This window comes from Agrobacterium sp. 22-226-1, assembly GCF_053522345.1.
This window is the reverse complement of record NZ_JBNWCP010000009.1, coordinates 15430-40068: the sequence shown is the minus strand read 5'-3', so window position 1 is coordinate 40068 and position 24639 is coordinate 15430. Positions and strand designations below refer to the sequence as shown.

22 protein-coding genes are annotated in these 24639 nt (G+C 60.6%); 8 read left to right on the top strand and 14 right to left on the bottom strand.

Annotated features, from left to right (window positions below):
• The first annotated feature begins 45 nt into the window (after positions 1-45).
• From ACQZ5K_RS16360 to ACQZ5K_RS16345, 4 genes are all read left to right on the top strand, one after another.
• A complete protein-coding gene (locus ACQZ5K_RS16360) occupies positions 46-1605 on the top strand; it encodes a VOC family protein (RefSeq protein WP_448740856.1) in 1560 nt (519 codons plus the stop codon).
• A gap of 111 nt (positions 1606-1716) precedes the next feature.
• On the top strand, positions 1717-4488 hold the full coding sequence (locus tag ACQZ5K_RS16355) for a DUF2339 domain-containing protein (RefSeq protein WP_448740855.1): 2772 nt from the start codon (positions 1717-1719) through the stop codon (positions 4486-4488).
• Positions 4485-5129: an HD domain-containing protein gene (locus tag ACQZ5K_RS16350; RefSeq protein ID WP_448740854.1), complete on the top strand. Its 645-nt coding sequence runs from the start codon at positions 4485-4487 to the stop codon at positions 5127-5129. The genes ACQZ5K_RS16355 and ACQZ5K_RS16350 overlap by 4 nt, the downstream gene beginning before the upstream one ends.
• Before the next feature lie 11 nt (positions 5130-5140).
• Positions 5141-5983, top strand: a complete 843-nt coding sequence (locus tag ACQZ5K_RS16345) for an MOSC domain-containing protein (protein ID WP_443407082.1) — start codon at positions 5141-5143, stop codon at positions 5981-5983.
• Positions 5984-6103: 120 nt separating this feature from the next.
• Here the strand turns inward: ACQZ5K_RS16345 and ACQZ5K_RS16340 are convergent, their stop codons facing one another.
• Positions 6104-6838, bottom strand: coding sequence for a class I SAM-dependent methyltransferase (locus ACQZ5K_RS16340; RefSeq protein ID WP_448740853.1), 735 nt, complete (start codon positions 6836-6838; stop codon positions 6104-6106).
• 180 nt (positions 6839-7018) lie between these two features.
• On the opposite strand from ACQZ5K_RS16340, the gene ACQZ5K_RS16335 reads away from it, so the two are divergent.
• A complete protein-coding gene (locus tag ACQZ5K_RS16335) occupies positions 7019-8233 on the top strand; it encodes an MFS transporter (protein WP_162934057.1) in 1215 nt (404 codons plus the stop codon).
• On the opposite strand, the gene recO is transcribed toward ACQZ5K_RS16335, so the two are convergent.
• From recO to rpoZ, 11 genes are all read right to left on the bottom strand, one after another.
• Positions 8234-9013 (bottom strand): DNA repair protein RecO, encoded by a 780-nt coding sequence (recO, locus tag ACQZ5K_RS16330; protein WP_003521134.1) that lies wholly within the window; start codon positions 9011-9013, stop codon positions 8234-8236. It abuts the gene before it with no gap.
• Positions 9014-9069: 56 nt separating this feature from the next.
• Positions 9070-9447, bottom strand: coding sequence for a response regulator (locus ACQZ5K_RS16325; RefSeq protein ID WP_003521133.1), 378 nt, complete (start codon positions 9445-9447; stop codon positions 9070-9072).
• Positions 9448-9584: 137 nt separating this feature from the next.
• Positions 9585-10337, bottom strand: a complete 753-nt coding sequence (locus ACQZ5K_RS16320) for a Crp/Fnr family transcriptional regulator (protein WP_003521132.1) — start codon at positions 10335-10337, stop codon at positions 9585-9587.
• A gap of 260 nt (positions 10338-10597) precedes the next feature.
• Complete coding sequence (gene era, locus ACQZ5K_RS16315; RefSeq protein ID WP_162936692.1) at positions 10598-11548, bottom strand: GTPase Era; 951 nt, start codon at positions 11546-11548, stop codon at positions 10598-10600.
• A gap of 77 nt (positions 11549-11625) precedes the next feature.
• On the bottom strand, positions 11626-12345 hold the full coding sequence (gene rnc, locus ACQZ5K_RS16310) for a ribonuclease III (RefSeq protein WP_125146846.1): 720 nt from the start codon (positions 12343-12345) through the stop codon (positions 11626-11628).
• Positions 12342-13088, bottom strand: a complete 747-nt coding sequence (lepB, locus tag ACQZ5K_RS16305; RefSeq protein ID WP_003496938.1) for a signal peptidase I — start codon at positions 13086-13088, stop codon at positions 12342-12344. Before lepB ends, rnc begins: the two co-directional genes overlap by 4 nt.
• A 209-nt stretch (positions 13089-13297) precedes the next feature.
• Positions 13298-13702 (bottom strand): holo-ACP synthase, encoded by a 405-nt coding sequence (acpS, locus tag ACQZ5K_RS16300; RefSeq protein WP_003521129.1) that lies wholly within the window; start codon positions 13700-13702, stop codon positions 13298-13300.
• Entirely contained in the window at positions 13699-14277 is a 579-nt protein-coding gene (locus tag ACQZ5K_RS16295) for a DUF2062 domain-containing protein (RefSeq protein ID WP_425647590.1), read from the bottom strand. The genes acpS and ACQZ5K_RS16295 overlap by 4 nt, the downstream gene beginning before the upstream one ends.
• Before the next feature lie 446 nt (positions 14278-14723).
• The gene (locus tag ACQZ5K_RS16290) at positions 14724-14870 is read right to left on the bottom strand and encodes a hypothetical protein (protein ID WP_003496944.1); all 147 of its coding nucleotides are present in this window, start codon (positions 14868-14870) and stop codon (positions 14724-14726) included.
• Positions 14871-15067: 197 nt separating this feature from the next.
• Positions 15068-17302, bottom strand: a complete 2235-nt coding sequence (locus ACQZ5K_RS16285; protein ID WP_003521127.1) for a RelA/SpoT family protein — start codon at positions 17300-17302, stop codon at positions 15068-15070.
• 132 nt (positions 17303-17434) lie between these two features.
• The gene (gene rpoZ / locus ACQZ5K_RS16280; RefSeq protein ID WP_035262680.1) at positions 17435-17827 is read right to left on the bottom strand and encodes a DNA-directed RNA polymerase subunit omega; all 393 of its coding nucleotides are present in this window, start codon (positions 17825-17827) and stop codon (positions 17435-17437) included.
• Positions 17828-18219: 392 nt separating this feature from the next.
• On the opposite strand from rpoZ, the gene ACQZ5K_RS16275 reads away from it, so the two are divergent.
• Both ACQZ5K_RS16275 and ACQZ5K_RS16270 read left to right on the top strand, forming a co-directional pair.
• Positions 18220-18789 (top strand): LabA-like NYN domain-containing protein, encoded by a 570-nt coding sequence (locus tag ACQZ5K_RS16275; protein ID WP_003521125.1) that lies wholly within the window; start codon positions 18220-18222, stop codon positions 18787-18789.
• Between the two features lie 217 nt (positions 18790-19006).
• Positions 19007-20506, top strand: a complete 1500-nt coding sequence (locus tag ACQZ5K_RS16270; RefSeq protein ID WP_448740852.1) for a methyl-accepting chemotaxis protein — start codon at positions 19007-19009, stop codon at positions 20504-20506.
• Positions 20507-20569: 63 nt separating this feature from the next.
• Here ACQZ5K_RS16270 and smpB read toward each other — a convergent pair whose 3' ends face one another.
• A complete protein-coding gene (gene smpB, locus ACQZ5K_RS16265) occupies positions 20570-21052 on the bottom strand; it encodes an SsrA-binding protein SmpB (protein WP_003524122.1) in 483 nt (160 codons plus the stop codon).
• Positions 21053-21213: 161 nt separating this feature from the next.
• Positions 21214-22098: a 4-hydroxy-tetrahydrodipicolinate synthase gene (gene dapA, locus ACQZ5K_RS16260; protein ID WP_003524121.1), complete on the bottom strand. Its 885-nt coding sequence runs from the start codon at positions 22096-22098 to the stop codon at positions 21214-21216.
• 362 nt (positions 22099-22460) lie between these two features.
• On the opposite strand from dapA, the gene ACQZ5K_RS16255 reads away from it, so the two are divergent.
• Positions 22461-24533 carry a lytic transglycosylase domain-containing protein gene (locus tag ACQZ5K_RS16255; protein WP_448740851.1) on the top strand — a complete coding sequence of 691 codons (2073 nt, stop codon included), beginning with the start codon at positions 22461-22463 and terminating at the stop codon, positions 24531-24533.
• Positions 24534-24639 lie beyond the last annotated feature (106 nt).

Genomic DNA, 24639 nt, shown 5'->3' with positions numbered 1-24639 from the left:
GGCAAATAGGGCCACGAACAGCAGGCGAAACAGCGGGACGGCAAGATGAATTCTGCACTGGGAATACACCACATCACCATGATTACCCGGAAGGTGCAGGCGAATGTGGATTTTTACGCCGGCTTTCTGGGCTTGAGGCTTGCCAAACGCACGGCCGGTTTCGAAGACGCCATGCAGCTGCACCTGCTTTATGGCGACGATATCGCCTCGCCCGGCTCGCTTCTCACCTTTCTCGTCTGGGAAGATGGCGGCCAAGGCCGTGTCGGTTATGGCCAGACGCTGGAGATTTCCGTGGCTATCGATCCCGCCGCCATCGGCTTCTGGCTGACACGGGCGCTGAAATTCGGCATCCGGGCGGAAGGCCCCTCCGATGAGTTCGGCGCTCCGGTCATCCGGCTGAAAGATCCTGACGGTCTGATCGTCAAGCTGGTCGGCACCCACGCCTTTGCCGATGCCACGCCGCATGTGACGGACGATATTTCCGCGGAGGACGCCGTTCGCCGCATCTATGGCGCGACGGTGCTAAGCGAAGTGCCGGAAGAAACCGTGGCGTTTCTGGAGAAACATTTCGGTTACCGGCAGGAAAGCCAGGCAGGCGCAATTCGCCGGCTCGTTTCCGACAGCGGCGACATTATCGACGTGCGCGACGCCACCGGCTTCTGGTCGAGCGCGCCGGGCACCGGCACCGTCGATCATATCGCCTTCCGGGCGAAGGACATGGATGAGCTGAACGCGGTTCATACCGGGCTGAAATCGCTGAACTCCAGCACCACCAACGCCCATGACCGCAAATATTTCCACTCGCTCTATGTCCGCGAACCGGGCGGCGTGCTGATCGAAATGGCGACCGACGGGCCGGGCATGACGGTGGACGAACCGTTGGAATCACTTGGGGAACAACTGTTCATCCCACCGCTCTTCATGAAGGACGAGGCGGATGTGCGTGTCGCCCTGCCGCAATTTGCAATGCCGGGCGAAGAGCGCATCGTCTATCGCGACCTGCCCTTCGTGCACCGTTTCTATACGCCCGAGGAGCCGGATGGCAGCACAATCATCCTGCTGCACGGTTCCGGCGGCAGCGAAACCAGCCTGATGCCGCTGGCGCACCGGGCAGCGCCGCGCGCCACCCTTCTCGGCGTGCGCGGCCGCAGCACGGAAGAAGACATCGCCCGCTGGTTCCGCCGCAATCCCGATTTCAGCTTCGACCAGAAGGATATCACCTCGGAAACGGAAGCCTTCGCCGCCTTCGTGGAGGGGGCGATACGGTCCTATGGTCTCGACCGTTCGAAACTGCGGTTTATCGGCCATTCCAATGGCGCAAATTTCTACGCGGCCTTTGCCGCGCTTTATCCCGAACTTGCCGGAGACGCCCTGCTCTATCGCCCGATGCCGGTTCTGGAAACATGGCCGCAGGCCGAACTTTCCGGCCGCAACTTTCTGCTTATGGCGGGAGAACGCGACAAATATCTCGACAAGGCGCGAGAATTGCAGGGCCGGCTGGCGGCGAACGGAGCAAGAGCCGAGATGGAAACGGTTGAGGACGGGCATGAGCTCGGTCTTGCCGATATCGAAGCGGCGCGGCGCTGGCTGGCGGATGTTTCCTGACACGGCGGGCGGGCGTGTGCCACCCACTCGCCACCCAGCCATTCATCAACCGGGCCTTGCATAAATTCACCAAAAGGGCTTTAAAAACAGCTTCGTAATTGGAGAGTCCGTTTGGAAATCCCGCTGTTTGTCCTCGCCCTCGTCGCGGCCTTCATCTACACGCTGGTCGCGAGCATCCGCAATTCAAGTCGAATCAAGTCGCTGGAACGGGAAGTTCTCAGTCTCAAGCGGCTGATGGCTGCGGGCGTGACGTCGCCTGTGGCGGCGCAGGCGGAGAGCGCGGAAACCACGGCAAAACCGGATCTCGAGGTGGAACAGGAAAGCAGGACGCCTGCGGAAGACGCAACCTTCCAGGCTGAATACGCCTCCGAACCCCAGGACGCCGCCGCCATGGCGCAGGCGGAAGACGCCGTCCGCGAGGAAGCACCTTCCGCTCCTGCGAGCGATACGGCATCAGCACCGGCAACGAAGGAAAGCTTCGAAATCCTGCTCGGCGCGCGTTGGGCCGTATGGGCAGGCGGGCTGGCGCTGGCGCTTGGCGGTATTTTCCTCGTCAAATATTCGATCGAATCGGGGCTGCTCAGCCCGGCGGTCAGGCTGTCGCTCGCCGCCATTTTCGGCTTCGTCCTCGGACTTGCAGGCGAGGCTGTCCGCCGCAAGGCGGTGCCGGGTATCGCCGCCACCTATTCCAACGCCATGATACCGGGCGTGCTGACGGCGGCCGGCGCCTTGACGCTGTTCGGCGTCGTCTACGCCGCCTATGGCATTTACGGCTATATCGGCCCCGGCATGGCTTTTGGCCTGCTTGGGCTCGTCGCCTTCGCCACCATCGGGCTTTCGCTGCTGCACGGGCAGGCGCTGGCCGGTCTCGGCCTTCTCGGCTCGATGCTGACGCCGGCACTGATTTCCACCGAAACGCCGAATATCTGGGCGCTCTTCGTGTTCCTCACCATCTCCTGGCTGGCAACAGCGGCCGCGGCGCGCAGGCAGGGCTGGACCGTGGTTCCCTCTCTCGCCAATGCCGGCCTCGGCCTCTGGGCGCTCGGCTATATCGGCTTTTCCGAAACGATCAGCGCCGAACCGCCGACACTCGCCCTGCTCGTCATGATGGCGGGAACCATATTCCTCTGGCCGGGCAAGACATTCGACACGCCGCCTGCCGAGGCCGGTGAAACCGCCGTTCCCGAGCGGCGCGCCATCCGCGCCATGCGGCTTCTGCTGCGCCCGTCGCTCGCCCTCAATCTCACTGTCTCGATGGCCGTGATCCTGCCGGCCATCGGTTTCCTGTTTGCCGATGGCGGTATCGACACCCATCCAGCGCTCATCGTTTCAACGCTCATCGCCGCCCTTGCGGCCCTTGGCGCCGCCCGCCATTATGCGGTATGGCCCGCCATCATCGCAGCGCTCGGTGCGCCGGCTGCCGTGTCGCTGATGTCGCGGCAGGGCATCGACTTCATCGGCCTCATCAACGATACGTCCGTGTCCCTTCCGCCCGTATCGGTCGGCTACACGGCGGAAATCGCCATGGCGCTCGGCCTCGGGGCCGTCTTCGTGCTCTGCGCCTTCTCCTTCCTGAAGCGCAAGGGCGCTGACGATGCGGATTTCGCCCAGCTCTGGGCAGGTATCGCAGCACTTTTCCCGGTCTGGCTCGCCACCGCAAGCTTTGTCGAATACGGCAATCTCGGCCGTGACTGGCTGCACGCCGCCTATGGCCTTGGCCTCGGACTGGTGTTGCTTGCGGGCGCCGAGTGGCTGCACCGGCAGAACGACGAGGCCTATCGCAAGCCGCTGAACATCCTCGTGCTCGGCTCCTTCGCCGCCTTCGCGCTTTGCCTGCACACGCTGACGGAGGGGCTTGCGACGACCGTGCTGCTCTCCGCCATCGGTTTCGTTTATGTGCTCGCGACACGTTACCGCAACTGGGATGTGCTGCCCTGGGTGATGGCCGTGGCAAGCGTTGCCGTTCTCGGCCGCATCGCCTGGGAACCCACCATTGTCGGGCCGCAAAATCTTGGGCTCACGCCGGTCTTCAACGCGCTTCTGCCGGGTTACGGCATTCCCGCACTGCTGGCCGTCGCCTCGGCATGGCTGCTGCGCGACTGGCCGGGGGTCAGGGCGAAGAACTTCCTGCAGGCGATTGCCAGCGTCATGGGCCTTCTCGCCGTCGCCATCCTCATCCGCCACGCGATGAATGGCGGCACGCTGGATGACAGCGTGCCGACGCTTGGCGAACAGTCGATCTACACGCTGCTGACCATCGGCTTCTCGGGCGTGTTGATGACGCTCGATCTCAAGAGCCCCAGCCCCGTCTTCCGCTACGGCTCGATGATTGCCGGCGTGATTGCCGTCATCAACGTGCTGACGATGCATTTCTTCACGCTCAACCCTTATTTCACCGGCGAAAATACCGGCAGCATCCCGTTCCTCAACCTGCTGCTGATCGGTTACCTGTTGCCGGCGCTCGCCTATGGCGGCCTTGCCTATTATGCGCGCGGAAAACGTCCGCCGCCCTATGTCAGCATGCTAGCGGTGGCCGGTGCGGCACTCGGCTTTGCCTGGGCCACGCTTTCGGTGCGCCGTTTCTGGCAGGGCGAGAACATTGCCGACTGGAAGGGCTTTCTGCAGGGAGAGACCTATAGCTATTCGGTGGTCTGGCTGCTGATCGGCGTGTTGCTGCTCGTGCTCGGTTCGCGCTTCAATGCCCGCAGCCTGCGTCTTGCATCGGCCGCCTTCGTGCTGATCTCCGTCGCCAAGGCCTTCCTGATCGACATGAGCAATCTCGAAGGCGTGCTGAGAGCGCTGTCCTTCATCGGGCTCGGCGCGGTGCTGATCGGCATCGGCCTGTTCTACCAGAAAATCCTCACCCGGAAGCCGCAGGCATGATCGCGGCCGATGCTTTCGCGCCCTATGCGGCGCTTGCGCAGGATTTGATACCGCACGCCGCCGATACGGGCGACGGCTCGCATGATCTTGCCCATATTCACCGCGTCTTCCGCAACGCCATGCGCATCCATGCGGGCGAAGGCGGCGATGGCACCGTGCTGGCGGCCAGCGTGCTGTTGCATGATTGCGTGGCGGTGGAGAAGAACTCGCCGCTCCGCGCGCAGGCCTCACGGCTCGCGGCAGAAAAAGCCTCGGGCATTCTCGAGTCTCTCGGCTGGCAACGGCAGGATATCGACGCCGCCGCCCACGCCATCACCACCCACAGCTTTTCCGCCAATATAGAGCCGCAGACGCTGGAGGCAAAAATCCTTCAGGATGCCGACCGGCTGGACGCCATCGGTATGGTGGGGGCGGCGCGCTGCTTTTATATTGCCGGGCGCATGGGTTCGGCGCTTTACGACCCGGTCGACCCGCTGGCGAAGGAGCGGCCGCTTGACGACCGCGCCTTTGCCATCGACCATTTCGAAACCAAGCTGTTCAAGCTGGCCGACGGCTTTCGCACCGAGACGGGCCGGCAGATGGCCAAGGCCCGCCATGAGCGGCTGAAACAGGTGCTGGACCTGTTTCTCGACGAGATTTGAGGAGACCCGAGATGCGTGTGACCGAACTCAACATCTATCCGCTGAAAAGCGCGCGCGGCATTCCCCTCTCCGAAAGCACTGTTTCGGCAGAAGGCCTGCCGGGCGACCGTCGCGCCATGCTCATCGATCCCACCGGCCATTTCATCACCCAGCGCGAATTGCCGGCCATCGCCACGGTTCTGGCCCGGCATGAAGATGGCGGCATGGTGCTTTCGCGGGAAGCGAATGGCGAGGTTCTCGCAAGACCTTCCGGAGAGCGCATGGATGTGGCGGTGTGGAAATCGATCGTCAGCGCCAATATCGCGGATGGCGAGACCAACGACACGCTCTCGGCATGGCTGGGGCGCGAGGTGAAGCTGGTGTTCTTCGACGACGCCTCGAAACGCATTGCAAGCCTCGAATGGACCGGCAACGAAACGCCCGTCACCTTTGCGGACGGTTACCAGATCCTCGTCACCACCACCGCCTCGCTTGCCGCGCTGAACGACAATATGCGCGCCAATGGCGAGGACGCGGTCGGCATGGAGCGCTTCCGGCCCAATATCGTGCTTGATACGGACGAGCCATGGGCCGAGGACCGCTGGGCGGCCATCGAGATCGGCGGCATTCGCTTCGATCTCGTCAAACCCTGCGCCCGCTGCATCATGACCACGCAGGACCAGACGACCGGCTCCCGCGATGTGCCCTCCCCCATGAAAGCCATGGGCCGCATCCGCATGTCCGGAGACCGTCGCGTGCCCGGCCCGCTGTTCGGCTGGAACGTGACGCCGCGTGGCGAAGGCAGGCTATCGGTTGGCGATGTGGCGAAGGTGATCGAGGAAAGGCCGGAAGGCTGGGCGATCAAGCGGCGGTAAGCGACTGGTTCGGTCAAACCGAACCCACAGCCCACGGCGAAAAGTTTCATAGGCTGGCGCACCCTCTCTCCCTCATTCCTGTGCTTGTCACAGGAATGAGTAGACGGAGGGTTCATCGCCTCACGGCTTGCGCGCCCCGACGATCAGAAAAATCGGGCGGCGATCTTCGTGCCTGAGTTCCGGCCGCTCGGCCATCAAAGCGGGATCCGGCCTCGGTTCCGCCAGCCGCTTCAAAACGAATCCGGCGGCCAAGAGACCGTTGAGAATGCCTGACACCGTGCGGTGATATTTGACCACATCGTCCGCCATCCAGTTGGAATGGCGCACGCCCTCGCTTTGATAATTATCGAGCGGCCAGTGCAGGATTTCACCATCCTCGCCATAAAACCAGTCCTGTTTTTCCAGCGCCGTGAAAACGGGATGTTCGATGGAAAAGATGAAATCACCGCCGGATTTCAGCACGGCGAAAATCTTTTCGAATGCCATGTCGAGATCGCGAACGTAATGCAGGGCGAGAGAACTCAGCACCACATCGAAACTTTCCTGCGGAAAATCGATGTCTTCGATAGCGGCGCGACGGTATTCGATGCCGGGCCCGCCATTTATCTCGGCGGCGCGGCGCAGCATATTCTCCGACAGATCGACGCCAACGATATGGGCCGCCCCCTGCTCTGCGGCATAACGACAATGCCAGCCGAAACCACAGCCGAGATCGAGAAAATCCGTGCCTTTCAGATCCGGCAACATAGCGCGCAATTCATGCCACTCGCCGGCCTGACGCAGACCTTCCACGGAGCGCGGCATGGCGCTGTAACGCTCGAAAAACCCGGGATCGTCGTAGATATTCTGTTTCATCGTCGTCTCTCCGGTGGCCGGCATGTGGGGCATTCCATCAATGGCATGAATAGTGGCCGTCAAGAAAAGTCGCTAGTGGGACCGGCTGACAAAAGATAATATTCATCCCATCGCAGCGGAATCCGCGGCAAGCCATGCCCCTCTTTTTTGGGGACGAGGCGCCGCGATGGGGGAATATTCATGTCGCAAGCCACACGCCAGACCATGCCCTGGCTGATTATCGCCGCCGGGTCGCTGATCGCGGTCATGACATTCGGCCCCCGTTCGGCCATGGGCTTTTTCCAGCTGCCGATGCTCGCCGATACCGGCTGGGACCGCTCCACCTTCGGTCTCGCCATGGCCCTGCAGAACCTCTTCTGGGGGCTCGGCCAGCCCTTCTTCGGCGCCATCGCCGATAAATACGGCACGGGCCGCGTACTCGTGCTTTCCGGCCTGCTTTATGCCGCCGGCCTCATCTGCATGTCCTTCGGCACCTCGCCCTTCTGGCTGCATTTCGGCGGCGGCGTGCTGGTCGGGCTCGGCATTGCCGCCGGCTCATTCAGCGTCATCCTTTCGGCCTTTGCGCGCCATGTCACGCCGCAGCAGCGTTCGCTCGCCTTCGGCATCGGCACCGCGGCGGGCTCAGCCGGCATGTTCCTGTTCGCGCCGATCAGCCAGGGCCTGATTTCCACCTATGGCTGGTCGGACAGCCTCGTCTGGCTTGCCGCGATGATGATGCTCGTGCCGCTGCTCGCCTTTCCGATGCGCGGCAATTCCTCTTCCGGCAGCCAGTCGCAGGCGCAGTTCCAGCAGACGGCGGGCGAGGCCTTGAAGGAAGCGCTCGGCCATAAAAGCTACCTGCTTTTGACCACGGGCTTTTTCGTCTGCGGTTTTCAGGTGGCCTTCATCACCGCGCATTTCCCGGCCTATCTCGGCGATATCGGCATCGAACCGCGCTACGCCGTCATCGCCATGGCGCTGATCGGCTTCTTCAACATCATCGGGTCGCTTGCCGCCGGCGTCATCGCCCAGCGTTATTCGAAACCCTATCTGCTGGCCTATATCTATCTCGCCCGTTCGGTTGCCGTCACCGCTTTCCTGCTTCTGCCGCAATCTCCGCTTTCGGTCATCATCTTTGCAGCCGTGATGGGCATTCTCTGGCTTTCCACCGTGCCGCCGACCAACGCGCTGGTGGCGATCATGTTCGGCACGCGCCATCTCGGCATGCTCGGCGGCGTCGTGTTCCTGTCGCACCAGATCGGCTCGTTCCTCGGCGTCTGGCTCGGCGGCTTCCTTTACGACAGGCTGGGTTCCTATGATCTCGTCTGGTGGCTGGGCGTCGGCATGGGGATTTTCGCGGCCATCGTACATTGGCCCATTCAGGAACGGCCGGCTCCGCGGCCTGCAATGGCCTAGTCAGACAGCCTTATCGAGGGCGGGCGGCATCGCCCTGCCCTCCGTCGCCCTGCGCTCAAGCGCCTTCAGCGCCGCCTGCACGAAACCGTCGCGGGCGGCGTTTTCGTTGAGGCCACGCGGATCGTAGACATGCCGGTTGAGGAAATGAGCGGTGAGGCGGAAAGCCGCCGCGAGGCTGTCAGGATCGGCGGCTTTCGACTGGCCTTCGCTTAAGAAAGCCGGAAGCGACAGCATCCGCTCCGCATAGGGCGCACCTGCCGTGCGGCACACCGCCCTGCCCGTTTTCGGCGATACATAGATGAGGTCGGTGCGCAGCCCCGTCGCCGCGCATTCGGTAAGATCGAGCCCGAAACCGAGTTCGTTCAGCACCGCCAGTTCGAAGCGCACGAACAATTCCCCGGCATCGACGGGGTCATGCAGATTGTCGAGAATGATATCCAGCGCCTGATAGAGATGCGGGTGCGGATCGCGCTCCGGCAGAAGCCTGAGCAACGCGCCCATGGCCTGCACGCCATAAACGGCGGTCGCCGTTTCCATCAGTTGCGCAGCGCGCAATTGCAGCGGCTCGATGCGGAATTCACCCAGATGATCGTGAAGGCGCGCCCGCCAGATGACATCCACCCGGTTGCCCGCCTGTAGCACGGGCTGCATGCTGCGGGAACGGCCGGAACGCACCAGCCCCAGATGGCGGCCACGCGAAGGGGTCATCACCTCGGCGATGACACTGGTCTCGCCATGGCGTTTGACGCCGAGAATGATTGCCTCTTCCTGCCACTGCATGAAACGCGTCCGAATTTCGATTCAGGTCCGATCATACCCGATCTGGCGGCAAAACGTTATTCTTTTACGGCACCGTCGACCGCGCCGACGAGGTTGAGAACGAAATCGACAATTTCGTTTTCCCCGAAGGGCTTGCCAAGCAACGGCGCGTGCATGAGATCGTCCGGAAAACCCGTCGTGTCGCCATAACCGCTGACGAAACCGAAGGGAATGCCCGCATCGCGCAGCCCGCGCGCGAAATCGTAGCTCTTGCCGTCGGTGAGGCTGACATCGAGAAGCACGCAATCGGCGCCATCCTCTTCGACAGCCTGCCTCGCCTGCGCAAGCGTGGTGGCGATGGCGACGGTTTCCACCCCCATGGACTGGAGAACCGCTTCGACATCGAGCGCCACCAGATATTCATCCTCAACGATGATAACCCGTTGTGGCACCATATGTTTTCTTCTTCCCAAAAAAGAGGACCGCACGGCTCGAAGCTGCGGTCTCCGACATGATTCTCCCGTGAGATAACACGGCAGGAGTCGCAAATTGCGGCTCCGCCGTCATTTAAAAAAGACATGTCAAAGGAAGATCAGATGAATGGCCTCTGCCGCTTCTCTTCACTTTCCCATCCGGCCACATGGCTCAACCCGGCATCGTCCAGCACCAGGCAGCCCTTGTCCGTCCAGCGGATGAGATCGCGATCGACGAGCTTTCTCAAGGTCTTATTGGTGTGGACAATGGAGAGGCCGAGCGTATCGGCCACATGCTGCTGGGTGACCGGGATCGGCGTTTCCCCCTGTATGAGATGGGCTGCTTTTGCCTTGCTGTAGAGGAAAACAATGAGATAGGCGGCGCGTTCCAGCGCGGTGCGCCGGCCGATGCTGAGGAGGTGGCTGTCGAGCATGCGTTCCTCACTCGCCGCGATCCAGGTGAGGTCATAGGCAAGCGTCGGATGATCGGTGAAGAGGTTGTTGAGGCGGGACCGCTCGAAGACGCAGAGCGTCACCGGCGACAGCGCTTCCACCGAATGCTGCATTTCCCCCATCACCGTGCCCTGCAGACCGACGAGATCGCCGGGCATGACGTAATTAAGGATCTGCCGTCGGCCATCTTCCAGCGTCTTGTAACGGAAAGCCCAGCCCTGCAAAACGGTGTAAAGATGGGCGCTATGCGAGCCTTCCATCAGGATGACGGAGCCGCTTTCCACCGCAAGTTCCCCCGTCTTGAAACGCGAGACGAAATCCAGTTCGGAAGAGGAAAAATCCCGGAAATGCGGCAGGTCGCGCAGGGGACATTGCTGGCACGGGGTGGTGGAAATTCCGTTCGGTTTTTTTGGCGACATGAATATCCGTCATCGAAAAAGGTTGCGCCCAATTGTTTTGGAACAACCCGCCCGAACGTATTCGGTTCCCGATGGTGGGTGAAGATATTCAGTTCGTTCTTTGTGCGTCTTTCCGTTTCCCCCGGCGCCCTCATTCCTGTGCCTGTCACAGGAATCCAGCCGACGCGCGTCTGCGCGGCGGGAAGGACTCCTTTCAGCCCAAGGACTTGGGCTGGCTGGATCCCTGTGACAGGCACAGGGATGAGGGAGGATGCCTGGAACTAGCCCCGCGGGAACTCCAGTCCCATTTCACGGAAGCGCTCGGGGTCGTCGCCCCAGTTCTCGCGCACCTTGACGAACAGGAAGAGATGCACCGGCTGTTCGAGGATTTCCGACAGCTCCTTGCGCGAGGCGGTGGAGATGGCCTTGATCGCATCGCCGTTCTTGCCGAGCGCAATCTTCTTCTGGCTGTCGCGCTCGACATAGATCACCTGCTCGATGCGCACGGAGCCGTCCTTGCGTTCTTCCCACTTTTCGGTCTCGACGTGCGAGGCGTAGGGAAGCTCCTGATGCAGGCGCAGGAACAGTTTTTCGCGGGTGATTTCGGCGGCGAGCTGGCGCATCGGCAGATCGGAAATCTGGTCTTCCGGATAATACCACGGGCCTTCCGGCAGTTCGGCGGCCAGATAGTTCATCAGGTCCTCGCAGCCCGAACCGTTTGTCGCCGAGATCATGAAGGTGCGGTCGAAGGCGACCGTCTCATTGGCGGCGGCGGCGAGCTTCAGAAGGTCTTCGCGCTTCACCTGGTCAATCTTGTTGAGGCAAAGGATTTTCTTCTGCGGGACATCCTTCAGACCTTCGAGAATGGTTTCCGCATCGCCCTTCAGGCCGCGTTCGCTGTCGATCAGCAGCAGGATGAGGTCCGCGTCCTTCGCGCCGCCCCAGGCGGAGGTGACCATGGCGCGGTCCAGCCGGCGGCGCGGCTTGAAGATGCCGGGCGTGTCCATGAAAACGATCTGGGCATTATCGTGAATGGCGATGCCGCGCATCACGGCGCGCGTCGTCTGCACCTTGTGGCTGACGATCGAAACCTTGGCGCCCACCAGACGGTTCACCAGCGTCGACTTGCCGGCATTTGTGGGGCCGATGAGGGCGACAAAGCCGGAGCGGGTCGGAAGGGCGGCATCTTCGCCAGTCATGGCGGGGTTTTCGTGATCGGTCATGATATCCATTCAAGGTCAGAGGTATTCAACATGCGACCAAAGGGCCCGTCATGCGCTCGATGTTCAGCGCCCGGTTCGCCGGGTGCTCAGTTCCGGGTGGAGGTCTTCTGCCAGACGCCTTCGCGTTCCAGCAATCTTGTTGCCGCCACCTGTTCGGCCGCGCGCTTGGAGCGCTCGACGCCGGTTTCCGGCTTTACGCCGGGAATTTCGACAGTCACCGTAAAGCGGGGATCGTGATCCGGTCCGGAGCGATCGTCAACCCGGTAAGAGGGCGTCACCGCAAATCTGGCATGCGCCCATTCCTGCAACTCGGTCTTGGCGTCGCGCCGCCCGGCATCCACGCTGGTGGCGCGGCCCTGCCAGTATTTCAGAATGAATTTGCGCGATGCTTCCAGCCCGCCATCCAGATAGATGGTGGCGATCAGGCTTTCGACGACATCGGCGCGCACGTTCAGCATCGCCTTGCCGGTCAGCTTCTTCACATCCGAGCCGGTGCGGATGAAATTATGCAGGCCCATCTCGTCGCCGATCGCGGCGCAGGATTCGGCGCTGACGAGCTGGTTCAGACGGACCGAAAGCTCGCCTTCGGTGGCATTGCGGAAGGTGGAGAACAGCAATTCGGCAACGCAGAGACCGAGAACACGGTCCCCTAGAAATTCCAGCCGCTCGTAATTGCCGGCCGCAGCCGAGCGGGCGCTGGCATGGGTCAAGGCCCGGTCGAGCCGGGCCTTTTCCTTGAACTCATATCCGATCAACGCTTCCAGACGGGAAATCTCGTCCGCCGCAAGCGGCTTGGTCTTGCTCATTCCACAACCTTGAAGAGGCGGTCCCAACGCATGTTGGCCGGCCATTCCCAAATGCGGCTGAACGGCGTGTCATTGCCCAGCGAGAAGAAGATGACGCTGGCGCGGCCGATCAGGTTTTCTTCCGGTACGAAACCGACATCGAAGCGGCTGTCGAGCGAATTGTCGCGATTGTCGCCCATCATGAAATAATGGCCTTCCGGCACCACGAATTCGCGGGTGTTGTCGCCACGCGAATCAGGCGACTGGTCGAGCGTGTCGTAGGTGACGCCGTTATCCAGCGTTTCGCGGAAGACCGGCACGTTGGCGCCCGGATCGGCGCGGTAATCGGAGGTGAAGGTGCCATCGGGCTGCTTCGGCACCGGCTGGCCGTTGATGAACAGCACGCCGTTCGTCACCTGGATGCGATCACCCGGCAGGCCGACGAGGCGCTTGATGTAATCGACTTCAGGATTGGGCGGCAGGCGGAAGACCACGACATCGCCGCGCTTCGGCTTGCTGAATTCCAGAATGCGGCCCGAAAACAGGTTCGGCGAGAAAGGCAGCGAATATTTCGAATAGCCGTAGGAGAACTTGTTGACGAAAAGATAGTCGCCAACCAGAAGCGTTGGCATCATCGAGCCGGACGGGATCGTGAAGGGCTGAAACAGCACGGTGCGGATGACCATGGCCAGCAGCAGCGCCTGAATGATGACCTTGACGTTCTCCCAGAGGGCGTTCTGCTTCTTTTCAGCTTTTTCCGACACTTAAAGACCTGCCTGATTGTTTCCCGGCTTCTTCGGTTTCACGAAGGCCGCCGGGCCGTTGTTTTATCGCATATGCGGCGGGCAAGCGGTTTTTACGCAGCCGGCAACGCTTTCATATTTCTGCGACTTCTCTAGAACCTTTCCAGCCCGAAGGGAAGCGCTTCTGTGACACGTCCGCAAATAGGACGCCAATGCGGCTTCACCGGGTCTTACCCGTTCACGGGAAGCGCCTCGATAATCACAAATGCCTGAGCGTAAGGAAAATCATCCGTGATCGTCAGGTGAATATTGGCGCGGTGGCCGGCGGGCAGCAGCGCCGCCAGCCTTTCCCCTGCCCCATTGGTCAAAACCATGGTCGGCTTGCCGCCCGGCAGATTGACGACGCCCATATCCTTCCAGAAAACGCCGTTCGCAAGGCCGGTTCCCAGCGCCTTGGAACAGGCTTCCTTGGCGGCGAAACGCTTGGCATAGGAAGCGGCGCGGTTCTTGCGGCCATCGGACTTGGCGCGCTCGATATCGGTGAAACAGCGATGGGTGAAGCGCTCGCCGAAACGTTCGATCGACTTTTCAACGCGGCGGATGTCGATCAGGTCGCTGCCCAATCCAATGATCATTTCAACATCTCCAGAGAAGCATTCTTGTTGGCGGCGCGATGCGCGAGATTTTCCATCTTGCGGCGCTGGAAACCGCTGATGAGACCATAGACGGCGATATAGGCGACGACCGCACTGATAACGGCAGGAAGCAGCGCGCCGATGGTCATGGGTTCCAGCACCGGCGTCCATATCTGCCGGAATTCGAGATGGCTGAACAGCGCCACGAAATCCACGTGCGCAGCGCTTTCCGTCTTCTGCCGGCCGAGGATGAAGTGCCCCAGCTCCCAGGTGGATGCCCAGATGAAGGGAAATGTCAGCGGATTGGCGAAGGTGGTGCCGAGCGCTGCCGCCACGAGATTGACGCGCATGAGAAAACCGAGCGCCATGGCGATGATGATATGTACGCCGAGAAACGGCGTCCACGCCACGCCGACACCGAGAGCGACACCGGCGGCAACCGAATGCGGAGAGGCGGAAAGCCGCAGAAGGCGCAGCTTCATATAGCGCAACGAACGGGAAAAACCCGTGCGCGGCCAGAAGAGGTCGCGAATCTTCTCTGAAAAACCAACGGGTTCACGGCGGCGAAACGGCATGGGGGCAGTCTATTTCATCGCCCCGGCCGCGCCAAGAGCATCCTAAACGCCGCGGAGATCTTTTGCAGGCGTATTTTCTTCCGTCATTCCGGCCTTGAGCTGGCATTCCGCCGATACTGCGCGGCGTCACCAGATGAATACGAACCTTGCCGTACATTCTGACGTCATCCTCGGGCTTGTCCCGAGGATCTGCAACCGATTGATTTAATTCGACGTGATTAGATCCTTGGGACAAGCCCAAGGATGACGTCGGGGAAATACGCACCCTCTCGCCGTCAACTTCGCTTCAAAGGCAACGTGTCCTGTCATTTAGACCGGACAGCGGTGGACAACCGCTTGAAGCGCGCATTCACATAGTTTTGCGAGACACAGCAATACACAGGCCGATACGGCTGCATCCGCTGGCTTCCATACGCATGGCGATGGGCTGCCATGCGCTGAGTGCATTACCGGCGGAACAGGCCGCGGTCGATTTCGCGCTGGCGGAACTCCAGGTCGACATTCGATACCGAGCCGCTGAGATATTCGAATTCGCGTTCCTGAGTGGTCTTGCCACGAACGGCGCGGGCGATCTTGCGAAGCGGAGTAAACATGATTTTCGGTCCTTTCGGTTTGGAACTGGCGTTTCTCATCGGTGTCCATCCACCGGCACGCCGCGTTTCCTTCTCTTCAATTTCTGAGAAGAAAATAGTCGCAAACCGTCTCCACCACCAGAGACAGGAAAAGGCCGCTGCCATGCGTTCAATGCATAACATCGGCCTTTTAATATTTGCAAAGGATCAAAAATGCCTCAATCGAAGGCACGCGTTACTGTCGAGACGCAATCGAGATCCTTGAGCTGCGACAGAAGCTGGTTCAGCTGCCTGAGATCCCATACTTCGACATCCAGCGCCAGCTCGGAGAAATCCGTGCCGATGCGCACCATGTTGAGGCCGCGAATATTGACATCCAGCGTCGCGATGGACTGCGCCACCGAGGCGAGCGTGCCCGGCTCGTTCAGCGCATTGATCATCACCCGCGCCATGAAGCGCGACTTGTTCGCCTCATCGAGATCCCAGCGCACATCGATCCACCGCTCCGGCTCGTCATCGAAGCGTTGCAGCGCCGGCGCCTGAATCGGATAGATGGTGATGCCCTTGCCCTTTTCCATGATGCCGACAATGCGGTCACCCGGAACGGCGCCGGCCGCACCGAAATGCACGTCGACATTGCCGGAAAGGCCACGGATGGGCAGCGGGTCCGGCCCATCCAGCATTTCGGCCGCACCGTCGTCCTCAAGCACCGAGCGCGACTTGCCGGGGATCTTGAAGACCATGCCGGAGGCGCTGCGCATGTTGAACCAGCCATCGTCGCCGGTCATCTTCACCGTCACGCGCTCATCCTGATAATCGGGATAAACCGCGCGCAGCACATCGAGCGAGGAGACCTCACCGCGGCCGACGGCGGCAATGGCGTCTTCGACATCTTTCTGCGCCAGGCGATGCAGCACGGGCTTCAGCGCTTCCCGGGAGAAGGCCTTGCCAGCGCGCTCGAAGGTACGTTCCAGAATGCGATAACCGAGGCCGGAATATTGCTTGCGGATGGCCATGCGGGTGGCGCGGCGGATGGCCGAGCGGGCCTTGCCCGTCACCACCACCTCTTCCCATGCGGCCGGCGGCACCTGCACGCCGGAGCGGATGATCTCCACCTCGTCGCCGTTGTTCAGGCGGGTGACGAGCGGCATGATCCGCCCGTTGATCTTCGCGCCAACCGTGGTGTCGCCGATATTGGTGTGCACCGCATAGGCGAAATCGATGGGGGTCGCGCCGCGCGGCAGCGCAATCAGCTTGCCCTTCGGCGTGAAGCAGAACACCTGATCCTGGAAAAGCTCGAGCTTGGTGTGCTCGAGGAATTCTTCCGGGCTATCGCCTTCGGCCAGCGATTCGATGGTGTGGCGCAGCCAGGAATAGGCGTTGCTCTCCGGCGAGAGCAGATCGCCCTCCCCGTTCTCGCCATCCTTGTAAAGCGCATGGGCGGCGATACCGAATTCGGCGATCTCATGCATGCGCTTGGTGCGGATCTGCAGCTCGATACGCTGGCGCGACGGGCCGACGATGGTGGTGTGGATGGAGCGATAATCGTTCTGCTTCGGGGTGGAGATGTAATCCTTGAAGCGGCCCGGCACCACGCGCCAGCGGGTGTGAACGATGCCCAGCGCCCGGTAGCAGGAGGGAATGTCATCCACCAGAATGCGGAACCCGTAGACATCGGAAAGCTGCTCGAAAGAGAGCGACTTCGACTGCATCTTGCGGAACACCGAATAGGGCTTTTTCTGACGCCCTTTGACATTGGCCCCGATGAGGCCGTTCGCCACCAGAAGCTCGCGTAACTCGTCCTCGATCTTCTTGATCAGCCCTTCATTGCGCGTTTCCAGTTCCTGAAGGCGGTTGGTCACCGTCTCGTAGGCTTCCGGGTTGAGATAACGGAAGGACAGGTCCTCCAGCTCATCGCGCATATCCTGCATGCCCATGCGGCCGGCGAGCGGCGCATAGATTTCCATGGTCTCTTCGGAAATGCGGCTGCGCTTGTCGGCCGGCATATATTCCATGGTGCGCATATTGTGCAGACGGTCGGCGAGCTTCACCAGCAGAACGCGCACGTCGTCGGAAATCGCGAGCAGCAGCTTGCGCAGGTTTTCGGCCTGCTTGGCCTTGCGGGTAACGAGATCGAGCTTCTTGAGCTTGGTCAGCCCCTCCACCAGCCGGCCGATATCCTCGCCGAACAGCTCGTCGATTTCGGCGCGGGTAGCGGTGGTGTCCTCGATCGTATCGTGCAGCAGCGCCACCGCGATGGTCGATTCGTCGAGATGCATTTCGGTGAGGATCGCGGCAACTTCGAGCGGATGCGAAATATAGGGGTCGCCATTGGCCCGCTTCTGCTGGCCGTGTTTCTGCATGGCGTAAACATAGGCCTTGTTCAGCAGGGCCTCATTCGCATCCGGTTTATATTTTTGAACCCGCTCGACGAGTTCGTATTGCCGCATCATGCGATATTCCACAAAAAGAAAGCGCGCCAACCTGAGGGTCGGCGCACAATGCTGCATCAATAGGGATCAGATTATGACGGTAACTATTGACAGACGGTAACCGCCGCCTGCCAAAGGCATCATAAAATCCTATCAATAGTCGTCATTTTTTTCCGGCGGCACAAGGCCTTCGATACCGGCCAGCAGTTCTTCTTCCGACATCTGGTCGAAAGTAACGGTTTCCGGCTGGTCGTCTTCTTCGCCATCGGCAATGGCGGAGGCGGCGAGCGTGACCGGATCGGGCTCGGGCTCGTCCACTTCCACGTGCTTCTGCAGCGAATGGATCAGGTCTTCCTTCAGATCGTCGGGAGACAGCGTCTCGTCGGCGATTTCGCGCAGCGCCACAACCGGGTTCTTGTCGTTGTCGCGGTCAACCGTGATGGAGGACCCTTGAGAAATCTGGCGCGCACGGTGGCTGGCGAGAAGCACCAGCTCGAAACGGTTGTCTACTTTATCAATGCAATCTTCAACTGTGACGCGGGCCATTGCCTGTCCTTTGCGGGTCGTAATGTCGTGGATCAGAGCGCCGTGCGATGTTCGGGGTGCACAAGGGTTGCTCTAACCTATTGAATCTGCGCTTCGTGCCTTGCGAAAAACATTCAATATTTCTCGCGACGATGCTTTCCAGCTTCCGATACAGCCATTGGCCGCGGAATTCAAGTTTTTCCTGTCTTTGGCGTCTTTTGGCACCTTATTGCCCACCTTTGGCGTCTGATGAACAAAATGTCTAGAAGAATTGTCTTGGAATAAGGGGGAAGGTAGCTTACTTAAAACGCAACGGTGATACGCAAAGCTCGTTGATACGACATGTTTTTTTGCGTTATCGACCGGATATAAAAGCCAGATAATGGCCTTTCCAAAAAAAGGAATGGGATGGAATGTTCGATCCACGGGAGAAAATTGCGCTCTTCATAGACGGAGCCAATCTTTATGCAGCATCGAAAAGCCTGGGATTCGATATCGACTACCGCAAGCTCCTGAAGGCGTTTCAAAAGCGTGGATATCTGCTGCGCGCCTATTATTACACCGCGCTCATCGAGGATCAGGAATATTCCTCGATCCGCCCGCTGATCGACTGGCTGGATTATAACGGCTACAAGGTCGTGACGAAGCCGGCGAAGGAATTCACCGACGCTCTCGGCCGCCGCAAGATCAAGGGCAACATGGATATCGAACTGGCAGTCGATGCCATGGAACAGTCCGAGACGGTCGATCATCTGGTGCTCTTCTCCGGCGACGGCGATTTCACCACGCTGGTAGACGCGCTGCAGCGCAAGGGCCGCAAGGTTTCCGTGGTTTCCACCATGGCCACGCAGCCCGCCATGATCGCCGACGACCTGCGTCGCCAGGCCGATCACTTCATCGATCTGATGACGCTGAAGGCCGAGATCGGGCGCGACCCGAACGAGCGCCCTGCCCGGCACGCCGAAAGCCCGGAAACGATCTGATCCTAGCTTTCGCATCGCTGATATTTCAGAAACGCGCCCGTCGCAAAGACGGGCGCGTTTTTGTTTGACACCCTGTCGGCAGGGCAAAAATTCCCCTTGGAATTAACAACCGTCAAATCCGGCCAGTCGAAATTATATCTTGGTTAATTTTAGACGTGTCTAAATCACGCAACGGCACCAGCGACGTGATTTGGGTGTCAAAGCAGGATGACTAAACATGCATGGCCAGACAAAAACCGACCGACAGCTCGATGAAAGACTGAATTTTCTGGGGCTCGGCCACGAGCAGCGGCAAAATCTTTCAGACATGAAGGGCGTCATCACCGGCTCTCTCGATGCATCTCTGGATCGTTTTTACGCGAAGGTTCGCTCAGTGCCGGAGACGGCGAAATTCTTCGCCAGCGACGCGCATGTGCAGCACGCCAAGGGCATGCAGCTCAGACACTGGGAGAGGATCGCCTCCGGCACATTCAATGCGGATTACACCGACGCCGTAACCGCCATCGGCCGCACCCATGCGAGACTGGGGCTGGAGCCGAGATGGTACATCGGCGGTTATGCCCTTATGCTCGACGGCATCGTCAAGGCCCTGATCGAATCCGAATTGAAGGGCTTTTTCATGGAAAAGAAGGCCAAGAAGGTGAAGGACGCCCTGTCGGCCACCATCAAGGCCGCCCTTCTCGACATGGATTATTCGATCTCCGTCTATCTCGACGTGCTGGCCGCCGAGCGGCAGAAGGTGGAAGCCGAACAGGCGCAGATGAAGAAGGAACAGGAGCACGTTCTCGCACTGCTCAACAGCGCTCTCGACAGGCTGGCCAATGGCGACCTCACCTCCAGCATCGGCGAAAAACCCGCACCGCAATTCGAAGGGCTGGTCGCCAATTTCAACGCGGCGGTCGGCAATCTCTCCGGCGCATTTGCGCAGATCGTCGAAGAGGCGAACAAGATTTCCGGCAATACGCGCGAGCTGACTTCCGCGACGGACGACATGGCCCGCCGCACGGAGCAGCAGGCCGCCGCCCTGGAGGAAACCGCCGCCGCCGTCGAGGAAATCACCACCATTTCCAAATTGTCGGCGCAGCGTTCAGAAGAGGCCAAGGCCATTGTCGAAAGCTCGGCCGTTGAAGCCGCGCGCTCACGCGATGTGGTGACGGAAGCGGTGAAGGCGATGGGGGCCATCGAGGACTCATCGCAGAAGATCACCCAGATCATCTCCGTCATCGACGAGATTTCGTTCCAGACCAATCTTCTGGCGCTGAATGCCGGTGTGGAAGCCGCGCGCGCCGGCGAGGCCGGCAAGGGTTTCGCCGTCGTCGCCCAGGAAGTGCGTGAACTCGCGCAGCGCTCCGCCACCGCCGCGAAGGAAATCAAGACGCTGATCGCCAAGTCTTCCGAAGACGTGATGCGGGGTGTTTCGCTGGTCAACAAGACGGGCGAATCCTTGAATACGATCGGCAACAAGGTGGATCATATTCAGGAGCATATCGCCTCGCTGACCAAGGCGGCGCAGGAACAGTCCGTCGGCATTCAGGAAATCAATGCCGCCATCAACAGCATGGACAATCTGACCCAGAAGAATGCGGCCATGGTGGAAGAGACGAATGCGGCGACGCATAATCTGAGTGATGTCAGCGCCAATCTGGCGGCGCTTGTCAGCCGGTTCAGCGTTTCGACGACGAAGGCGCATGTGGAGCGGACGTATCGGGCTGCTTGAGGGGCATCAGGCACCTCCCTCTCCTCATTCCTGTGCTTGTCACAGGAATGAGGGAGGCGGGTCTCAGGCGTTGCCACCCTTCAGCAACCGCGATTTCTGCCGGTTCCAGTCGCGTTCCTTCTCCGTCTCGCGCTTGTCGTGCAGCTTCTTGCCCTTGGCGAGCGCCAGCTCCAGCTTCGCACGGCCCCTGTCGTTGAAATAGATCTTCAAGGGCACCAGCGTCATGCCTTCACGGTTGATGCCGGCGCGCAGGCGGTTGATCTCGCGCTTGCTCAAAAGCAGCTTGCGGCGGCGGCGCGGCTCGTGGTTGAAGCGGTTGGCCTGCAGATATTCCGGCAGGTGGGAATTGATGAGCCAGATTTCATCACCCTCGTCGGAGGCGTAGGATTCGGCGATATTCGCCTTGCCTTCACGCAGCGACTTGACCTCGGTGCCGGTCAGCACGAGCCCTGCCTCATAGGTGTCGATGATTTCGTAGTTGAAACGAGCCTTGCGGTTTTCCGCAACGATCTTGTTCACCACGCGCTGGCTGCCTTTGGGGGCCATGATATTTCAATCCCTTGTTTTTCTTATTGCGCCTTCGGCTTACCGCCGAGAGCGGTTTTCGAACCCCTATTTAATGTTGTCGCCGCGAAAAGAAAAGGCGCGCCGAACGGCTTCTGTTGCGAAGCGGTTCATGGCGCGCCTCAAGCGCTTTCAGGCCTGTCTCAGTTCATCAGGCCGGCGTGCTTCAGCGCCGCATCGATGGCCGCTTCCGTCGCCGGTTCCAGCGTGCTCATCAAGGGTGAACGGACCCGGCGGTTGCCGCCACGCGTCTTCGACAGCGCATATTTAGTGCCGCAAACACCGGGCTCCATGAAGATCGCCTTGTGCAGCGGCATCAGGCGATCCTGATAATCCAGCGCCTTGGCATAATCGCCGGCGAGCATCGCCGCCTGGAACTCCGAACAGAGGCGCGGCGCGACATTGGCGGTGACGGAAATGCAGCCGACGCCGCCATGGGCGTTGAAACCGAGCGCCGTGCCATCCTCGCCTGAAAGCTGGATGAAGTCCTTGCCGCAGGAAATGCGCTGCTCGGAAACGCGGTCGATCTTGCCGGTCGCATCCTTCACGCCGACGATGTTCCTGTGCGCCTTGACCAGCGCGCCCATGGTTTCCGGCGACATATCCACCACCGAGCGCGGCGGGATATTGTAGATAACGATAGGCAGCTTCACCGCTTCGGCAACGGCGGAAAAATGCGCGAACAGGCCCTTCTGGGTCGGCTTGTTGTAATAAGGAGTGACCACCAAGAGCGCATCCGCGCCGGCTTCCTGCGCATGCAGCGCAAGCTCGATCGCCTCATCGGTATTGTTGGAGCCAGCGCCCGCAATGACCGGAACCCGTTTCGCCGCTACCTCAATGCACAGCTCGACGACACGTTTGTGCTCGTCGTGGGAGAGGGTTGGAGATTCCCCCGTCGTGCCCACGGGCACAAGTCCGTTGCTGCCTTCGGCAATCTGCCATTCCACATGGGCGGCAAATGCCTGTTCGTCCACGGCGCCATTGTCCGTGAACGGGGTAATGAGGGCGGGAATTGATCCCTTGAACATGCAAAGCTCCTGGCGCCGAGCCGGTTCATGCTTCGGCCGCATTCGATGGTTAAAACCGGCACACATTAGTGCCAGCCCTTGGCGCCGACAAGCGCAAAGGCAGGGTATTTTGTCCGAAATTGTCGGAAGTGTGACAGTCTCCGGGCCGCGATCGGCAAGCATAAAAAGCAGGCGCCGAAATGAGACGCCGCTCGCGGGACGGTGAATAAAAGTTGATTGAATTGCAGGGCGGCGATTAACATTTCATTAAGCCTGAAATCCCAATATTTCCGGGTGGGACATCAGACCGTTTTCGGCAATCCCGCTGCAATGAAATGATATTACAAGAAAGTCGGCAACTCCGTTACACGATGAAGAACGGCATGAAAAAGACAGTCTGGGGATTGATGGCGGCGGGCCTTGCCGCAACTGTTTGGAATGCATTGGCCGGGCCGCTGCCGGAAGGTGCGGCACCGCTTCCCTATGTCAAGCCGAATGCGCCGACCGTTCCGGCCTTCATGCCGGCCTCGCCCGAGATCACCGGCGCCATACCGCGCCTCGACCGCCCCGACGATACAAGCCAGTTGAAGGCCGGTCTCGACGCGCTCTCCAGCCGCGATGCGGCGCGGGCGATTGCGTTGCGCAACACCATGCCGACCGGCAGTCTCGACCGCCATATCCTTACCTGGGCAATCGCCGTTTCCGGCCAGAAGGACGTCGCTTCCGCCGAAATCGCCGCCGCCCAGCGCGAGCTCTCCAGCTGGCCGGGTGCTGCCACCCTGCGCGCCAATTCCGAAAAAGCGCTTTATCGTGAAGACCCGCCGGCGTCGCAGGTGCTTGCCGCCTTCGGCAATAGCCGGCCGGAAACCGCGGAAGGCAGCGTGGTGCTCGCCAAGGCGCTCGCCTCTTCCGGCAAGGGTACGGAATCGCAGCGTCTCATTCGCCAGCTCTGGGTGAGTGAAGGCATGGACAAGGACATAGAAGACCGTGTTCTTGCCGAGTTTCCCACCTATCTGACGCCCGCCGATCATAAGGCGCGCATGGATTATCTGATGTATCGCAGCCGCATCGGCCAGGCGAAGCGTTTCGGCGATCTCGGCAAAGCGCAGTCGCTTTACAATGCCTGGGCGGCCGTGTTGCAGCGATCCACTACTGCGACTGCGCTGCTCGGCAAAGTCGACGCCTCCTGGCGCAGCGACCCCGCCTATCTTTTCGCGCGGGTGGAAAACCTGCGCAACCAGCAGAAATATTCCGAAGCCGCCGTGCTTTTGCGGCAGGCCCCGAAAGAAACGGCCAAGCTCGTCAATCCGGGCGAATGGTGGAATGAGCGGCGCATCATTGCGCGTGGCGTCGCCGATCTGGGCGATTTCGCCGAGGCCTATCGCATCGTCGCCAATCATTCGGCCACCTCTGCCGTCGATACCGCCGATGCGGAATTCCATGCCGGCTGGTATGCGCTAAGAGCGCTGCGCGATCCGGCCACGGCTTCGCGCCACTTCAACACGCTGCTTCAGACTTCGAACCGGCCGCTTTCGGCGTCGCGTGCCTATTATTGGCTCGGACGGGCGGCGGAAGCGGGCGGACCGGGGGATGCCCGCGACTTTTTCACCAAAGCCGCCGCTCATCCCGGCACGTTTTATGGCCAGCTCGCCGCCGCGCGAATCGGCGCCAAGACACTGAATGTCACCTATCCAAGCCCCAGCAGCGGCGACCGCGAACGTTTCGCCGGCCGCGAAGCCGTGCGCGCCATCGACCGGCTGGAAGCAGCCGGTTACGGCTGGCGGGCCGATAGCCTTTACCGCTCGCTTGCCGAACAGCTCGACAGTCCCGGCGAGCTTGCCATTCTGGCGGCAAGGGCGGAGGGCAACGGCAATCATCAGGTTTCGCTGCAGATCGGCAAGACGGCTTTCAGCCGCGGCATCGATGCGGCCGCACTCGCCTATCCGCTCGGCGTCATTCCCGCCAGCGCCAATATTGCCGGCTCCGGCAAGGCGCTTGCTTACGCGATTGCCCGGCAGGAAAGCGCCTTCAACCCGGCCGCCGTCTCCGCCGCCAATGCGCGCGGCCTGCTGCAACTGCTGCCCGGAACCGCCAAGGGCGTAGCCGGACGCCATGGCCTGCCCTACACCCAGGCGCGACTGACCACCGATGCGGGCTATAACGCCACGCTCGGCGCGCATTATCTCGGCGAGCAGATCGACAGTTTCGGCGGCTCCTATATTCTCACCTTCATCGCCTATAATGCCGGGCCAAAGCGCGTGCCGGAATGGATCGCCCGCTATGGGGACCCGCGCGGCAAGCCAATCGACGAGGTGGTCGACTGGATCGAGCGCATCCCCTTCCCCGAAACCCGCAATTACGTGCAGCGGGTGATGGAGAATTATCAGGTCTACAAGACGAGGCTCGGGCAACAGGCCGATATCGTTGACGACCTGCGCCATGGGCGCGCGGGGTAAAGGCAGTATTCTTTCACCAGCCGCTGACGATTTTAAAGATATTCAAGCATCGGTTCGCCCGGTGCTTTTTTGCTTTCCGCGTCTGAATTAAGGCTTCGCCGCGCCG

What these genes read in the sequence shown, in the direction of transcription:
- ACQZ5K_RS16360 (WP_448740856.1), top strand. Translation starts at nt 46, where the DNA reads ATGAATTCTGCACTGGGAATACACCACATCACCATGATTACCCGGAAG.
- ACQZ5K_RS16350 (WP_448740854.1), top strand. Translation starts at nt 4,485, where the DNA reads ATGATCGCGGCCGATGCTTTCGCGCCCTATGCGGCGCTTGCGCAGGAT.
- ACQZ5K_RS16345 (WP_443407082.1), top strand. Translation starts at nt 5,141, where the DNA reads ATGCGTGTGACCGAACTCAACATCTATCCGCTGAAAAGCGCGCGCGGC.
- ACQZ5K_RS16340 (WP_448740853.1), bottom strand. Translation starts at nt 6,838, where the DNA reads ATGAAACAGAATATCTACGACGATCCCGGGTTTTTCGAGCGTTACAGC.
- ACQZ5K_RS16335 (WP_162934057.1), top strand. Translation starts at nt 7,019, where the DNA reads ATGTCGCAAGCCACACGCCAGACCATGCCCTGGCTGATTATCGCCGCC.
- recO (WP_003521134.1), bottom strand. Translation starts at nt 9,013, where the DNA reads ATGCAGTGGCAGGAAGAGGCAATCATTCTCGGCGTCAAACGCCATGGC.
- ACQZ5K_RS16325 (WP_003521133.1), bottom strand. Translation starts at nt 9,447, where the DNA reads ATGGTGCCACAACGGGTTATCATCGTTGAGGATGAATATCTGGTGGCG.
- ACQZ5K_RS16320 (WP_003521132.1), bottom strand. Translation starts at nt 10,337, where the DNA reads ATGTCGCCAAAAAAACCGAACGGAATTTCCACCACCCCGTGCCAGCAA.
- era (WP_162936692.1), bottom strand. Translation starts at nt 11,548, where the DNA reads ATGGATATCATGACCGATCACGAAAACCCCGCCATGACTGGCGAAGAT.
- rnc (WP_125146846.1), bottom strand. Translation starts at nt 12,345, where the DNA reads ATGAGCAAGACCAAGCCGCTTGCGGCGGACGAGATTTCCCGTCTGGAA.
- acpS (WP_003521129.1), bottom strand. Translation starts at nt 13,702, where the DNA reads ATGATCATTGGATTGGGCAGCGACCTGATCGACATCCGCCGCGTTGAA.
- ACQZ5K_RS16295 (WP_425647590.1), bottom strand. Translation starts at nt 14,277, where the DNA reads ATGCCGTTTCGCCGCCGTGAACCCGTTGGTTTTTCAGAGAAGATTCGC.
- ACQZ5K_RS16290 (WP_003496944.1), bottom strand. Translation starts at nt 14,870, where the DNA reads ATGTTTACTCCGCTTCGCAAGATCGCCCGCGCCGTTCGTGGCAAGACC.
- ACQZ5K_RS16285 (WP_003521127.1), bottom strand. Translation starts at nt 17,302, where the DNA reads ATGATGCGGCAATACGAACTCGTCGAGCGGGTTCAAAAATATAAACCG.
- rpoZ (WP_035262680.1), bottom strand. Translation starts at nt 17,827, where the DNA reads ATGGCCCGCGTCACAGTTGAAGATTGCATTGATAAAGTAGACAACCGT.
- ACQZ5K_RS16275 (WP_003521125.1), top strand. Translation starts at nt 18,220, where the DNA reads ATGTTCGATCCACGGGAGAAAATTGCGCTCTTCATAGACGGAGCCAAT.
- ACQZ5K_RS16270 (WP_448740852.1), top strand. Translation starts at nt 19,007, where the DNA reads ATGCATGGCCAGACAAAAACCGACCGACAGCTCGATGAAAGACTGAAT.
- smpB (WP_003524122.1), bottom strand. Translation starts at nt 21,052, where the DNA reads ATGGCCCCCAAAGGCAGCCAGCGCGTGGTGAACAAGATCGTTGCGGAA.
- dapA (WP_003524121.1), bottom strand. Translation starts at nt 22,098, where the DNA reads ATGTTCAAGGGATCAATTCCCGCCCTCATTACCCCGTTCACGGACAAT.
- ACQZ5K_RS16255 (WP_448740851.1), top strand. Translation starts at nt 22,461, where the DNA reads ATGAAAAAGACAGTCTGGGGATTGATGGCGGCGGGCCTTGCCGCAACT.